Genomic DNA, 701 nt, shown 5'->3' on the forward strand with positions numbered 1-701 from the left:
CGCAGCACTGAAATCAAATCCGGAATGATCGCCCAATTGTTCTGGGTCATACCGCGTGCCACAGCCCGCTTTGATAATTTTCGCGTTATCCACTTCGCCACATTTTGGTTTCATCGACCCGCTTCGCTCACAGCATCTGAAATTCGATTTGGATTTAGCTTAACACCAGAAGCGTTGAAAGCATGCATACCTCTCACTCCATTAGTGCAGTGGCGCAACATTCTGTTCCATAAAGAAGCCTCCATAACATCAAACCATTCTTTTGTTTCATCAGTAGAACGCTGAAACCAAAAGCAAACGCTTCCAATACAAAACGCAATCTATACACTGCACAGAAAATTTGGTTGAAGTTTTCCATTTAGATAGCGATTTATCGCTGCTGTATTTACTAGGGATAAACCATGCAACAACGAGCATACGTACCGACTTTTCATTTCGATACTACGAAGCCATGTTACTGCCGTTCGCAAAAGCTCTTTGGCGAATGCTGCGGCAAAGACAGCGAAGAAAAAGCCCCACCAAGCAATATTAAAGTGGTCAATAATTTCTTAAGCGCTGCCGAGTGCAATAGTTTTCTTCGCTTCGCTGAGAAGCAAAAACGAGAATGGCTGACCGTCGTTGACTCGGAAAAGTCGACCGAAAACAAGCGCGTTTTCAAACGTCACGAAAGCCGCGTCACTCAGAACGTAGATTTGGGCAAG

The 701-nt window shown here is 44.7% G+C and carries 1 protein-coding gene; it reads left to right on the forward strand.

Going from position 1 to position 701, the window contains the following annotated elements:
- Positions 1-401: 401 nt before the first annotated feature.
- On the forward strand, positions 402-701 hold a 300-nt coding region (locus A3750_RS26690; RefSeq protein WP_231871667.1), incomplete at its 3' end, for a hypothetical protein.

This window comes from Oleiphilus sp. HI0079, from assembly GCF_001635105.1.